General features: G+C 54.1%; 12 protein-coding genes. 11 read left to right on the top strand and 1 reads right to left on the bottom strand.

Annotated elements, in window-relative coordinates; all coding sequences use genetic code 11:
- Nucleotides 1-30: 30 nt before the first annotated feature.
- The 11 genes from ACR0NA_RS08020 to ACR0NA_RS07970 all read left to right on the top strand — a co-directional run bounded on the left by ACR0NA_RS08020 (nt 31) and on the right by ACR0NA_RS07970 (nt 12,385).
- Entirely contained in the window at nt 31-489 is a 459-nt protein-coding gene (locus ACR0NA_RS08020) for a GAF domain-containing protein (RefSeq protein ID WP_480727748.1), read from the top strand.
- A complete protein-coding gene (locus ACR0NA_RS08015) occupies nt 486-1,562 on the top strand; it encodes a M24 family metallopeptidase (protein ID WP_480727744.1) in 1,077 nt (358 codons plus the stop codon). Before ACR0NA_RS08020 ends, ACR0NA_RS08015 begins: the two co-directional genes overlap by 4 nt.
- Nucleotides 1,563-1,867: 305 nt before the next feature.
- Entirely contained in the window at nt 1,868-2,677 is an 810-nt protein-coding gene (locus tag ACR0NA_RS08010; protein ID WP_480727742.1) for a GNAT family N-acetyltransferase, read from the top strand.
- 53 nt (nt 2,678-2,730) lie between these two features.
- Nucleotides 2,731-4,608, top strand: coding sequence for an FAD-dependent monooxygenase (locus tag ACR0NA_RS08005; RefSeq protein WP_480727739.1), 1,878 nt, complete (start codon nt 2,731-2,733; stop codon nt 4,606-4,608).
- Nucleotides 4,609-4,907: 299 nt separating this feature from the next.
- Nucleotides 4,908-6,029, top strand: coding sequence for an aromatic ring-hydroxylating oxygenase subunit alpha (locus ACR0NA_RS08000; RefSeq protein WP_480727736.1), 1,122 nt, complete (start codon nt 4,908-4,910; stop codon nt 6,027-6,029).
- The gene (gene betC / locus ACR0NA_RS07995; protein WP_480727733.1) at nt 6,026-7,552 is read left to right on the top strand and encodes a choline-sulfatase; all 1,527 of its coding nucleotides are present in this window, start codon (nt 6,026-6,028) and stop codon (nt 7,550-7,552) included. Before ACR0NA_RS08000 ends, betC begins: the two co-directional genes overlap by 4 nt.
- Before the next feature lie 8 nt (nt 7,553-7,560).
- On the top strand, nt 7,561-8,352 hold the full coding sequence (locus ACR0NA_RS07990; RefSeq protein WP_480727731.1) for an SDR family NAD(P)-dependent oxidoreductase: 792 nt from the start codon (nt 7,561-7,563) through the stop codon (nt 8,350-8,352).
- Nucleotides 8,352-9,284 (top strand): 3,5-dioxohexanoate:acetyl-CoA acetone transferase, encoded by a 933-nt coding sequence (gene kce / locus ACR0NA_RS07985; RefSeq protein ID WP_480727727.1) that lies wholly within the window; start codon nt 8,352-8,354, stop codon nt 9,282-9,284. The genes ACR0NA_RS07990 and kce overlap by 1 nt, the downstream gene beginning before the upstream one ends.
- Nucleotides 9,285-9,294: 10 nt before the next feature.
- Nucleotides 9,295-10,713, top strand: coding sequence for a gamma-aminobutyraldehyde dehydrogenase (locus ACR0NA_RS07980; protein WP_480727725.1), 1,419 nt, complete (start codon nt 9,295-9,297; stop codon nt 10,711-10,713).
- A complete protein-coding gene (locus ACR0NA_RS07975) occupies nt 10,713-11,453 on the top strand; it encodes an SDR family NAD(P)-dependent oxidoreductase (RefSeq protein ID WP_480727722.1) in 741 nt (246 codons plus the stop codon). The genes ACR0NA_RS07980 and ACR0NA_RS07975 overlap by 1 nt, the downstream gene beginning before the upstream one ends.
- The gene (locus ACR0NA_RS07970) at nt 11,453-12,385 is read left to right on the top strand and encodes a 3-hydroxyacyl-CoA dehydrogenase NAD-binding domain-containing protein (protein WP_480727720.1); all 933 of its coding nucleotides are present in this window, start codon (nt 11,453-11,455) and stop codon (nt 12,383-12,385) included. Before ACR0NA_RS07975 ends, ACR0NA_RS07970 begins: the two co-directional genes overlap by 1 nt.
- Here the strand turns inward: ACR0NA_RS07970 and ACR0NA_RS07965 are convergent.
- Entirely contained in the window at nt 12,363-13,478 is a 1,116-nt protein-coding gene (locus ACR0NA_RS07965) for a GlxA family transcriptional regulator (protein ID WP_480727718.1), read from the bottom strand. The genes ACR0NA_RS07970 and ACR0NA_RS07965 overlap by 23 nt on opposite strands.
- Nucleotides 13,479-13,607 lie beyond the last annotated feature (129 nt).

The following is a 13,607-nucleotide window of genomic DNA, read 5'->3' as shown; positions in this document are numbered from 1 at the left end:
GCTCCCGGTACACCCTATTGAAAGCGTTACATGACACCTGACGAAGTTTTTGCGGCGCTGCATCGCGCGGCTGACACGGCGTGCGGTGCGCGCCTTTTCACGGTGACCGTGCTGGACCGAAAAGCGGGACTCGCCCGACGCGCCTATTCCTCGCACCCTTTGGAATACCCGGTCACTGGTACAAAGCCCATGGGCAGCAATGACTGGACAGAACTGGTTCTCGAACGGGGGGGAACCTTTGTGGCCAACCAGACCGCTGACTTTGCGCCCTTTTTCTCGGACCACGCGCTTATCAACGAACTGGGTTGTGAGGCTGCGGTCAACATTCCGGTGATCAAGGGGGGGCAGGTCATCGGCACCGTGAACATCCTAGATGAGGCCGGGCATTTCACACGGGCGCGCGTGACACTGCTGGAACAACTGGTCACCGATGCGCGCGCAGATTTGCACGCCGCCTTTGATGAGGCGCGATTGGAGGAGAAGACATGACCAGACTCGATCGGTTGCGGGAGCGTATGGCGGCAACCGGGGTTGATCTTGTTGCATTGTCACCGGGTGCGCATTTGCACTGGCTTTTGGGATTTGCACCCCATCCCGACGAACGGCCGTGCTTTTTGCTGATAGGACCCGACAAGGCAGGGTTCCTGATGCCTGCATTGAATGCTCAGGATGCACGGCAACACAGCGATCTGCCGTTTTGGGAGTGGGGCGATGACGACGGCCCTGATGTGGCGTTTGCTGATGGTCTACGCGCCGTCAATCCGCAACCAACAAGCGTAGCGATTGATGAGGCAATGCGCGCCGATCATGCGCTTTTGTTGCTGGATGCCTTGCCAGATGCCAAGCGCAGCTTTGCCTCTGGTGCAATCGGTGCAGTGCGGATGATCAAGGATGATAGTGAACTGGCGGCTTTGCAGGAAAACGCCCGCATTGCCGACGCGGCCCATGTCGCCATCCGAGAAGCCTTGCGCGATGGCGTTACTGAACGCGAATTGGTCCAAGTGGCAAAAGCGCGTTTCGAAGCAGGCGGTGCGCATTTTGCCTTTGGCATTGTGGGGGCAGGCGCGCATTCAGCGTTCCCTCACCACCATTCGAGTGATGCGCCGGTGCGTCCGGGTGACGCGATCGTTGTCGATATCGGAGGCCAGAAAGACGGCTACTTCTCGGACATAACGCGTATGTCCTGCCTGGGTCACGCACCGAAGGGATATCAGGACGTTCACGACACTGTTGACGCTGCGGTCTCAGCGGCGCTGGCGGCCATTCGGCCGGGTGTCAAGGCCTGCATAATTGACAAGGCGGCCCGCGACGTCATTGAGGCGGCAGGATATGGTGAGTTCTTCACGCACCGCACAGGTCATGGACTTGGGTCCGAGGTGCACGAACCGCCTTACCTGACCGGCATCAATGAATTGGTTTTGGAGGAAGGCATGGTTTTTACGATTGAGCCAGGCGTCTATCTACCAGGTAGGTTTGGCGTCCGATTGGAAGAAGTAGCAGTTGTCACGGCCGATGGTTGCCGCATTCTGTCAAACCTTTCGCGAGACCTGTTCACAGCTTGAAGCAGGTCATTTCAGTATTGTCGCTGCGCTGAGCTACCGGACTGCTCTACCGGACCGGACATTCACCGGCCCCGAAACCACCGTTCGCAGATCGCAGAGAATGGTCGAGTTGAGCCCATCGAGGCGTATTCTGCAACTTGCGTGAATGTTTGCTATACTGACCGAAACTGACATCCAATGCGGGTGATTGGTTGTTCGCAATTTGCCGATCTCGAACCGGCCGCTTCAAATTCAGGGATAGCTGCCTTCGGTTTGACCTGTTCCGACGGTCAGGCCAGCTCGACGTCGGCGCGGGAGGGTGGGGAATGAGACCAGAGGAATTCTTCGGAAGCGCCGATCAGCGATCCATTCTCAAACGCGGGCGTGCGTTGTCGGAAATCCTCCGCAATGATGCCCGCTTTAGCTATTATGGCCGCACTGTTGGTGTGGCCAGTTCACTTGATGGCGATCTGGATTTAGTGGCGAATCTTGCCAAAATACAAGGAAACTCGAGCTGCATCACAGTACCGGCCAACGAAAGTCAGAGTTATTCGTCGGGCCTGAGTTCAAGAGGTCTTACACCGCTCGTCTACCAGAAGTGGGAAGGATCCAAAACAACCTTGGTAGCAGCTAAGGATGTCGTCGATGCCATCCCGTTTCCCGATGATATCTCGCTCGTTTGGGTATCTCGGGAAACCTCCGGAGGCTTGCTGCAAGCGGCTGCGGATATGGCCTTGAATTGTGGGGTCCTGCCAACATGCGGTGCAGCATTGAGAGGAGAGCTTCAACCTGCCGTGACCTGTATGGCTGTCGATCGTTCGGACAAAGTATTTTCGATTGCTGCGGCGTCTGCCATTGCTCATCCAGAACACGCGACATTGTCCGGGCAGGCATGGTGGGGAATGCTGGCAACAAATCCCTCAATGCGAGGCCGCAAACTGGCGCTGGTACTCGGTGCTCACGCGATTCTGGAGATGGAAAAGAGATTTGGGTTTCAGGAGTTTATGACCGGTGTAGAGGCGGGAAACACACCCTCGGAAGCAGTATGCTCCAAGATGGGATTTGCTCCGCGCGGCATGACAATTGTCACCTGCACGGACCTTGAAGCATCTAGGGACGGCCGGCTTACGAAATAACCGGGTGGTTCTGAGAATGGGTAAAGACCTGACACCCACATAATTTTGTTTCAATGTCTGCAATAGGTTTGCGAATGCAGTATCATCTCAATGGCTTCCGCGCTGGAGATCCTTCAATTGCTTCCGCCAGTTCAGTCACGGCGAGGGAAACCACCGACGTGCTAATTATTGGGTGTGGACCAGCTGGATTGACGTTGGCGAGCCAACTCAGTGCTTTTGGTGACATCTCGGTGCGTATTATCGAGCGTAAATCCGGCCCTCTGGAGTTTGGTCAAGCGGACGGTATCGCCTGTCGCTCTGTCGAAATGTTCGAAGCATTTGGTTTTGCAGAGCGTGTGATCAAGGAAGGCTATCAGGTCAATGAAGTGAGCTTTTGGCGACCCGGAGCTGACGGAACGCCGCTTGTCCGAGTTGAGCGCATCCAGGACGTGGAAGATGATCTTTCAGAGATGCCACACATCATTCTGAGCCAAGCTAGAGTTCATGATTTTTACCTTGATAATATGGCCAAATCACCAAGCCGCCTCGTACCTGACTACAACCAAGAACTGATTTCCCTGTCTCGAACGGAAGGTCACGACTTTCCAATTGAAGCAACAGTTGCCTGTGTGAACAGGCCTGAGAATACCGAGACCATTCGAGCCAAATATGTCGTTGGCTGCGACGGCGCACACAGCAAAGTGCGATCCGAATTGGGGCTTGTCCTAGAAGGAACATCGGCACGACAGCTTTGGGGCGTGATGGATGTTCTTTGCAACACCAGTTTCCCTGACATCAGATTAAAATGTGCAATACAATCTGCGGATCAGGGCAGTATCCTGATTATTCCCCGCGAAGGTGGTTATCTGGTTCGCCTATACATAGAACTTGATGAACTAGGTCCCGATGAGCGCGCAGCTGATCGAGGTGTCACGACAGACGAGTTGGTCGAAAAGGCTCGAAAGATCCTATCCCCTTTTGACTTTGATGTCGCGCAAGTCGCCTGGTGGTCGGCATACGAGATTGGGCAGCGCGTTTGCGATACCTTTGATGATGTCGATGACACGGAACGTGGAGAAAAATCACCTCGAATATTTATTGCCGGTGATGCCTGTCACACGCACAGCCCGAAAGCAGGGCAAGGCATGAACGTCTCAATGGCTGATGCCTTCAATCTGGGTTGGAAACTGGCCGCTGTAATTCGCGGCCAATCGCCTGTTGAATTGCTCGACACTTACTCCAGGGAACGTCGCGCCAAGGCGCAGGAATTGATTGATTTTGACCGCGACATGGCCCGCTTGTTTAGTGAAAAGCCAAAGACCAAAGAAGATGCCGCCCAATTTCAAGCATATTTCAAGAAGCATGGGCGTTACACGGCGGGTGTTGAAACCTGCTATGATGCTTCGTTGATCAGGGGAGATACGCGCCATCAGGAACTGGCGACAGGTTATCCTGTTGGCAAGCGGTTCCACTCCGGACCTGTCATCAGGCTTGCCGATGCGAAACCAATGCAGTTGGGGCATAATTTGAAGGCTGATGGGCGCTGGCGGATTATCATCTTTGCGCCACGATCAGACGGAGGCGAGGAAAATGGACCTGCGGCTTCTTTGTGTGCAGACTTAGAGACGTTGCTGGAGCGAGTGACGCCAAACGGTGCGGATATCGACGCGGTGATCGATGTCCGTGCGGTCTTTCAGGTTTCTCACCGGGATATGGATATCTCGAAGCTGCATAATCTGCTGAAGCCTAGAAAAGGGTCACTGAACCTCACTGACTATGAAAAGGTTTTTTGTCCAACCCAAGATGGAAGTGACATTTTCAATATGCGGGGCATCAATCGAAACCAGGGCGCAGTCATTGTTATCAGACCGGATCAATACGTGTCCTTGGTGTCGCCAATCACTGGAGGCGCAGAGATCGGAGACTTCTTCGCCCGCGTATTGCCGTTCTAGGCAGGTCACTCTCGGGGAAACAGGCCAAGACCGTTATTCAGACAAGTTCACGAAAGGCCGGCTCCGTTGCGCGATGAGTGAGTTCACCAGCCTCAAAATGTTGCATCTGTGTCGAATGACCGAAAATCGGATGCTAGCAAGGAATTAGCATTCGCGTGTCAGCCAAATCCAGCGTTTGCTAGATCATCACGGTGCACCCGAAAGTCAAAGGCTTGGCGAAAATAATCAAAACGCCGGCTGAAAAGGCATAGCTCCGAATCTCACTCGAAATAGAATTAACCTTACTTGGGAGGGGCAATATGGCTGATTCAGAAACAATTTCCTTTGGTTATCACGCTGATCCATCGCGCTCGAGTTCGTTGCAGGCTGCTGCATACACCGAGGGCAAGTGGTTTGACGCTGACCTTCGCTTCATTCTCTCCAAGACTTGGCAATGGGTGTGCCATGGCGAAAAAACACGCGAGCCGGGCGCCTATGTGACGGTGGATATTGCCGGTCAACCTATAGCGGCTGTGCGTGACAAAGAAGGTAAGCTTCGTGCCTTTTACAACGTTTGCAAACACCGTGCGCATGAACTGCTATCGGGTGAAGGCAATACCACACGAATTATGTGCCCCTATCATGCTTGGGTCTATAAGCTTGACGGGCAATTGGCGCGAGCGCCACATACCGAAAACCTCGAAGACTTCAACAAGGATGAGATTTGCCTCGACGAAGTGCAGGTTGAAGAATTCTGCGGCTTTGTTTTCGTCAATTTGGATCCGACTGCTGCTTCTTTGTCAGAGCAATCCGGAAACCTGGAAACCGAGGTGCGGCATTGGGCGCCGGATGTGGATCAACTCACGTTCGGCCACCGTCTGACCTATGACATCAAATCGAACTGGAAGAACGTCGTGGACAACTTCCTAGAGTGCTATCATTGCCCTACGGCACATAAGGATTTTTGTGACCTCGTGGATATGGATACCTACAAGGTCACAACCTACGGTATCTACTCCAGCCATATGGCGGACGCGGGCACCAGTCCAAACACCGCCTATGATGTGTCGAATGCCACTGTGAAAACCCATGCGGTTTGGTGGCTATATCCTACCACCTGCCTGATGCGATATCCCGGACGCTCCAGCATGATCGTGTTGAACATCATCCCTGTTGGACCGGACAGAACGCTAGAAACTTATGACTTCTTCCTCGAGACCCCGGAACCTGACGCGATGGAGCTGGATGCAATTCGCTATCTGGACGAAGTACTTCAGGTTGAAGATATCAGCCTTGTCGAAAGTGTGCAGCGTGGGATGAATACGCCTGCGTTTACCCAGGGCCGGATCGTCAATGACCCGGATGGCTCCGGCAAGTCCGAGCACGCCGTGCATCACTTCCATGGTTTGGTACTGGATGCTTATGCAACAGGTGCTGCGTGACGCGGCCAAATATCCTTGTGATCATGGCGGACCAGCTGGCCCCTCATTTCACAGGGGCTTACGGACACAAGGTCGCACAAACGCCGCATCTTGATGCGCTGGCTGCACGCGGCATGCGCTTTGATGCGGCTTACTGCAATTCTCCTCTCTGTGCGCCTTCACGATTTGCCTTTATGTCGGGTCAGCATATCAGCCGCATCGCAGCTTATGATAACGCGTCCGAGTTCAAGGCTTCGGTGCCGACATTTGCGCATTACCTCAAATCGCTAGGCTACCGGACCTGCCTTTCAGGCAAGATGCATTTTGTTGGCCCGGATCAAATGCACGGCTTCGAAGACAGGGTAACGACAGATATCTATCCCGCAGATTTCGCGTGGACCCCGGATTGGGAGGCCCCCGACGAGCGGATCGACAAATGGTATCACAACATGCAGACGGTCAAGGAAAGTGGTATGGCCCATGCTACATTCCAGATCGACTATGACGACGAGGTTGGCTTTGCCGCCAAACGCTGGCTGTTCGATGCGGCCCGCGACAAAGCGCTTGGCAACGACGCGCCTTTTGCGATGGTGGCAAGCTTCATTCACCCGCACGATCCATATGTGGCGCGACCAGAATGGTGGAACCTGTACGCGGATGATGACATTGACATGCCCGCGTTTGTCCCCGCGCTAGAAGATCAGGACCCGTTTTCTCGCCGATTGATGGATGGGATCGAAGCATCCTACGTGCCGCTCACCGATGCGGAAATACGGCGCGCGCGTCACGCTTATTTGGCGAACGTCAGTTACTTCGACAGCAAAATCGGAGAGCTTGTTCAAACCCTCGAAGAGACGGGCGAGTTGGACAACACCATAGTGATTGTCACAGCCGACCATGGCGACATGCTGGGCGAACGTGGGCTGTGGTACAAAATGAATTTCTTCGAACACTCCGCGCGAGTTCCACTGGTCATGGCCGGGCCGGGCATTGCAGTTGGGACCGCGCAAAATGCGGTGTCGCTCGTCGATCTGCTGCCAACATTCATCGACATTGGGGGCGGTGATGAGACGATGCTTGGAGAACCGACCGATGGTCGCAGCCTGATGCCTTTGGCCCGGGGCGAGGGCGACCCAATTGATGAGGCCATCAGTGAATATTGTGCCGAAATGACGGGCTATCCAGTGATCATGATCCGGCGCGGACCCTTGAAGTACATTCATTGTGATAGCGACCCGCCGCAGCTCTATGACCTGAGCGCTGATCCGATGGAAACGAAGAACCTCGCTGCGGACCCAGGCTACGCTGACGCGGCAGATCGGTTTGCTGCTGAAGTCGCCGAGCGTTGGGACGGCAATGATTTGCGAAGAAAGATTATCGCGACACAAAAATCCCGCCGCGCGTTACATGCCGCGATAGAAGCAGGTGCCAGTGAGCCATGGGATTATAACCCTCCGTCTGATGCAAGCCAGCAGTATGTACGCAACAACATGGATTGGACTGTGGCCGCAAGCCGCTATCGCTATCCGCCTTTGAAGGACTGAAGTCGATGATGCTGAACGGAAAAATTGCCCTAGTGACCGGGGCGCGCGGAGGTATCGGTCGCGCGATTGTCACTCGCTTCCTGAAAGAAGGTGCAATTGTATTTGCCGCTGACCTCACCCCGGAAGGGTCGTTAGATCAGCACGATGACGATGGCAGTCATTTTGTTAAACTGGATGTGACGCAAGAGGCAGACGCGATAGCCGCAATGGATCATGTGCGCGCGGCGCACGGCAAACTGGATATCCTTGTGAACGCTGCCGGGATCGAAATCGAAAAAACGGTAGAAGAAACCACTTTGGAGGAATGGAACCAAAGCTTTGCGGTCAATTCCACGGGTACTTTTCTGACCTCGAAATATGCCATTCCGTTGATGCGTGAAGCAGCGAAAACGGGGAACAGCGCAAGCCTTATCAACTTCGGGTCCTATGACGGCTTCATTGCTGACCCAGGGCTTGCGGCTTATTGCGCAACCAAGGGGGCAGTTCATGCTTTGACCCGTGCAATGGCTTGCGATCACGGCCCTGAAGGCATCCGCGTGAACGCCATCTGCCCGGGCTACATCGACACTCCGATGTTGCAGAGCTTCTTCAACGGCGATGGATCTGGCGGAGGCGGTGGCAACATTGAGACACTGCAAAAGGCTGTGCGTGATGTTCATCCGATGCGCACCTACGGGACGCCCGAGGATATTGCAAATCTGGTCAACTGGCTTGCTTCGGACGAAGCGCGCTATGCCTCCGGTCAGTTGTGGGTGTTGGATGGGGGGCTGTCTGCACAAGTGCAGCAGATGAAGCTCTGATGCCCAAGCCCGTCATCATCACCTGCGCGCCAACGGGGGGCATCCATACACCGTCGATGTCACCGCACCTGCCGATAACGCCCGCCGAGATCGCGGCGGCCAGCATTGAAGCAGCGCAGGCAGGCGCATCGATCATTCACTTGCACGCACGACATCCCGAAACCGGAAAACCCGATCCCCGACCTGAGCTGTTCAAGCAGTTTCTACCTGTAATCAAGCAGTCCACTGATGTGGTGATGAATGTCTCGACGGGCGGTGGTTTGGGGATGTCAATTGATGAGCGGCTGCTGGCGGCGACCTCGACCAGCCCGGAAATGGCATCGCTCAACATGGGGTCCATGAACTTTGGCATCTTTCCGATGCTGCAAAAATACAGTGAGTTTCAGCACGACTGGGAACAGCCATTTCTGGAAATGACAGAGAACTTCATCTTTCCCAACACCTTCAAAACAATTCGTTACGCCATTGAAAAGCTTGGAGGCGATCATGGAACCAGGTTCGAGTTCGAATGCTATGACATTGGCCATCTGTACAACGTCAAATGGTTCGTGGATCAGGGCCTGATCAAACCGCCATTTTTTATTCAGATGGTCTTTGGAATTCTGGGTGGCATTGGCGCAGATGCTGACCATCTGACCCACATGCACAACACAGCCGATAAGCTGTTCGGGGCCGAGAATTACGAATGGTCCGTTCTTGGCGCTGGTCGTCACCAAATGCCTTTCGCGACCCAAAGTGCCATGCGGGGTGGCAACCTGCGGGTGGGTCTCGAAGACAGCCTGTTCATAGGCAAAGGAGAGTTGGCAAAATCCAATGCCGAACAAGTCACGCGCATCCGATCAATCGTTGAAAACCTTGGCCTTACGGTCGCGACGCCAGCTGAAGCGCGCATGCGGCTTGCACTAAAAGGCGGCGATCAAGTTGGGTTCTAAGGAGAGGCACATGCAGACGAAAATGCTGATCAACGGCGAAATGGTGGAAGGTACCGGAGAAGCCTTGGATATCCTGAACCCTGCAACAGGAGAGGTTATTGGCACAGTAAAAGAAGCCAGCGAAGCACAGATCGAGGCGGCAGTGCGAAGCTCAGCAGAGGCTTTTGAAACCTTTTCGGTTACGACCCCTGCTGAACGCTCTGCGATCTTGCTTCGGATAGCCGATGTAATTGAGGCAAACAGCCAAGAGTTAGCAGAACTTGAAAGCCTTGATGTGGGAAAACCCTGGCCATCGGCTCATGATGATGAAATGCCGCTAACAATTGATGTCTTTCGCTTCTTCGCGGGTGCTGCGCGCACCATGATGGGGTCCGCTTCTGGTGAATATGTCGCGGGTCATACTTCGATGATCCGGCGTGATCCAATAGGCCCAGTCGCAGCCATCGCCCCGTGGAACTACCCGCTGATGATGGCGTCCTGGAAGATTGCCGCACCTATCGCGGCAGGATGTTCTGTCGTGTTGAAACCGTCCGAGATTACGCCGCTATCCACTCTGCGACTGGCCGAATTGTTGCAAGACGTTGCGCCAAAAGGTGTGCTGAATGTGATCCATGGCCGGGGCCCCAGCGTGGGCAATACCTTGATGAACAGCCCAAAGATGGAAGGGATCAGTGTCACGGGTTCTCCGGCGACAGGCATGGCTGCAATGCGGGCTGCTTCCCAGAAAATCAAACACGTTCACCTGGAGTTGGGCGGCAAGGCGCCGGTCATAGTCTTTGATGATGCTGATCTGAATTCTGTGGCCGAGACGATCCGATATGGCAGTTACTTCAATGCTGGTCAGGACTGCGCACAGCCTTGCCGCGTGATGGTTGCAGACAAGGTTTACGACAAGCTTGTTGCCGCCATTGCTGATCAGGTCGGTCAGATTCAAGTTGGTGAACCGAAAGCCGAAGGAACAGAAATGGGCCCGCTTGTTTCAGCGGCTCAGCGGGATCGTGTTGCGGGTTTTGTGGATCGTGCGCGCAACAGTTCTGAAATTGTTGCCGGTGGGGCCTTCGGCGAAGAAAACGGGTTTTTCTACCAGCCGACTGTTGTCGCCAATGTCGACAACAATGCCGAGCTTGCTTGTAATGAGGTCTTTGGCCCTGTCGTCACCATATCCCGGTTTTCTGACGCCGAAGAAGCGCTGAAGACCGCAAACGACGGCCCCTACGGGTTGGCCTCGTCGGTCTGGACACGTGATGTCGGGCGCGCGATGAAAATGACGTCCAAGCTGCGTTATGGGTTTACGTGGGTGAACACGCATGGGGTCGCGACCCCTGAGATGCCATGGGCCGCTATGAAGGGTTCGGGCACGGGCAGCGATATGTCGGTCTATGCGCTGGACGCCTACACTGCGATCCGTCACGTCATGGTGGCACACTGATGCGGTTGGCTGGCAAACGCGCCTTTGTGACAGGCGGCAAGCAGGGCATCGGGCGCGGTATCGTTGAGGCGTTCGTAACCGAAGGGGCCGCTGTCACTACCTGCGGGCGTGGTCCTCAACCAGATGATCTGCCGGAAAACGTGAATTGGTACACGTTGGATGTTCGCGATCCCGAAGCGGTTGCACAAATCGTCAGAACAGTCGGAGGGACAGATATCCTTGTAAATAACGCCGGCGTTCAGGTTGAGAAAACAGTTACCGAAAGCTCGGATGCGGATTGGGATCTGGTGATGGGAGTAAACGCACGAGGCGTTTTTAACTGTTGTCGCGCCTTCATTCCGGAAATGTCACACGGTGGCTCGATCATCAATATCGGTTCGATCTCGGGCAATGTCGCTGATCCATCTATGGCGCTCTACAACGCGTCAAAAGCTTTTGTACATGGGCTAACACGTTCGATCGCGGTGGACCATGGACCGGCGGTGCGTTGCAATGCGATCTGCCCGGGATGGATTGAAACGGGCATGTTGGACGCAGGGTTCGATCTTGCCCAAGACCCGGAAAAGGCTAAATCAGATGCGCTGGCTCGCCACGCGGTCAAACGCTTTGGCAAGCCCGCCGACATCGCTGCGATGGCCCTTTGGTTGGCATCGGATGACTCGTCTTTTGCGACCGGACAGTTGTTTACCGTGGACGGGGGCATGACGGCAGCCTCCCCCCTTAACCCAGGACTATTTTAATGTCAGAAATTGAAAGAACTGCCATCCTTGGAGCAGGTGTCATCGGGGCAAGTTGGGCCGCGCTGTTTCTCGCCTCGGGTCGTAGTGTGACCGTCTATGATCCCGACCCGAACGCAGAAGTATCGGTCCGTCGGTACATCGAAAAAGCGTGGCCAGCGTTAGAGGAACTGGGCCAAACAGATCACGCTACTGCTGATGCGATCACTTTTGTGCCGACCGCTGCTGAGGCCGTGCGAGACGCTCAATTCATTCAGGAGAACGTGCCAGAGAGGTTGCCGATTAAGCATTCGATCTATGCTGAAATTGAGTCAGACTTGGATTTAGATGCAATAGTTTCAAGCTCAACTTCCGGCCTGACGCTTGAGGCTTTGCAACAGGGATGGCGCGATCCGAGCAAACTGATCTTAGGTCATCCGTTTAACCCGCCACATCTCATCCCTCTGGTCGAGCTGACAGCGAATGACTTCACCGGTTCAGATGTCTTGGACCGCACGGAGGCGTTCTACAAGAACATTGGTAAAGTCACGATCCGGATAAAGAAGGGCATGCCCGGGCATGTCGCGAACCGGTTGCAAGCCGCGGTGTGGCGCGAGGCCGTCCATATGGCGGTCGAAGGTGTTGCCAGTGTTGAAGATATCGACAAAGCGATGTGGGCTGGCCCGGGACTGCGCTGGGCCGCGATGGGTCCGACGACCCTTTTTCATCTGGGTGCAGGCGACGGTGGTCTGCAGGCCTTCTGTGACCATTTCAAAGACACATTTAATGGCTGGTGGGACGATCTGGGCAATCCACGTCTTGATGAGGATGTAATCGATAAACTTGTCGCGGGCATTAAGGATCAAACACAAGGGCAAAGTACAGAAGAGCTATCAGCGAAACGTGACAAGATGCTGACGGCAATGCAAAAGGCTACGCGACACCTTCGGACTTGATATCAGGCTTGAACATCGGCCAAGCGCGAAATTCGAACGGCGTACGGCCTTCAATGCGGTCCGCACTTGGTGTCAGGCCAAAACGTTTTCGATATGCTCGGCTGAAATGAACCTGCCCGTTGAACCCTGATGCTTCCGCAATCTCGCTGAACTTCAACTCGGTCTGTGTCACCAATCCGCGCGCTCGATCAAGGCGGATGTCACGGTAATACTCGATTGGCGACTTGTGTACATATTGCTGAAACAATCGGCTCAGTTGTCGTTGCGAAATCTTCAAACGCGCTGATACTTCCGGGATCGACAGGGTCGTTTCCAAATGCGCCTCCATTAGATCGATCGCGTCCCGGACTATCCCAGAGGTGACATACCCAAGCGGTTCCACGTCTTTCGGGTTCTGAGACTGGCCTTCACCGCGCACATTGTGATGAAACAGATATCGTGCAGATGCATTTGCGATACTTTCACCAGCGATAGAGTGCACAAATCCCAGACCCAGATCGGTTGCTGCTGATCCCCCACAGCACGTGAAAATCCTACCATCCGTAACAATCATGTCTTCTGAAACGGTGGTGTCCTGTGCCATTTCTGCAAATGCATCGATATGCTCATAATGAACAGTGGCGGTCTTGCCCTTTAGTAGTCCAGCAGCTGCAAGAACAATCGCACCAGTGTCCAAACCAACAACAATTGCTCCACCCGACTCCCATTTTTGAAGTGCTACCTTGAACTGACGTGTCCCATGCCGTTCTGGTGTCCAACTTGTACTCACAAGAACCAGCCAAGGCATGTGGTCTGTCACGTCCGCCAACGGGGCAGTGTCAACGACCAGGCCACTACTAGACTCAACTGGACCACCGTTGTCTGAGGCATAGGTCCAAGAAAATCGAGCCGAACCTGTCAGATAGTTTGCTATTCGGAATGAATCCACGAAAGATGTCGTCGCCGAAACATTAAAATGCGGACTCACCAAAACAACGATTTCCAGCTTGCGTTCTATTGGCTGCATCATGACCGATTTTGTAAAATAGCGTCCAAAATTGTCAATTATGTTATGAAAAAGAAAACACCAATTCGCGGGCTCAAAGGAAACCAAAGTACTAAGAAAATCAACACCTTAATGTGACTGATGAACCTGGAAGATCAGAGTCGTTTTAGTCTAGCCATCAAGAAGCCATTCGCTGCAATTACATTATCGAGCCCGACCAATGGCAGTTTTGCAGGA

The organism is Ruegeria sp. C11 (assembly GCF_056537725.1).
This window is presented reverse-complemented; position numbering and strand designations above follow the sequence as displayed.